Source organism: Bacillus sp. EB600, assembly GCF_024494385.1.
Classification (GTDB): domain Bacteria; phylum Bacillota; class Bacilli; order Bacillales; family Cytobacillaceae; genus JAEVLT01.
Genome location: NZ_JAEVLT010000169.1, coordinates 1 through 411 on the forward strand (window position 1 = coordinate 1; position 411 = coordinate 411).

The 411-nt window shown below is 39.9% G+C and carries 1 protein-coding gene; it reads left to right on the plus strand.

Translation table 11 applies throughout. From position 1 onward, the window contains the following. Positions 1-239, plus strand: a 239-nt coding sequence (locus tag JN080_RS30210; protein ID WP_375141812.1) for a transposase, incomplete at its 5' end; no start/stop codon positions are given. Positions 240-411 lie beyond the last annotated feature (172 nt).

A 411-nucleotide genomic window follows, 5' to 3' on the forward strand; every position in this document is an offset into this window, starting at 1 on the left:
TTAAGGAAGAGAAGTCGTTAAGCGAACTTGCTTCCCACCATGGGATCCATGTGAACCAATTACCGCAATGGAAAAAAGCAGTGTTAGAACAATTGCCGCAGTTGTTTACGAAAGAGAACAAAAAACAGGATCTACTCATTTCTAATTATGAAGACCAAATTCAAAACCTATATGCCGAAGTCGGAAAACTCACCACGCATCTGTCGTGGCTTAAAAAAAAAGCTGGCATTAAAGACTAGAATTGAAAGACTAGATCTGCTAGATTGGGAGGATTCAGAACTCCCTATTAAAACCCAGGCTGAGCTAGTAAATCTTAATAGAACCAGTCTGTATTATAAGCCTATGGATCCTTCCCCAGAGGAGTGTATCATCAAACATCGCATCGATGAACTTTACACGAAATACCCATTC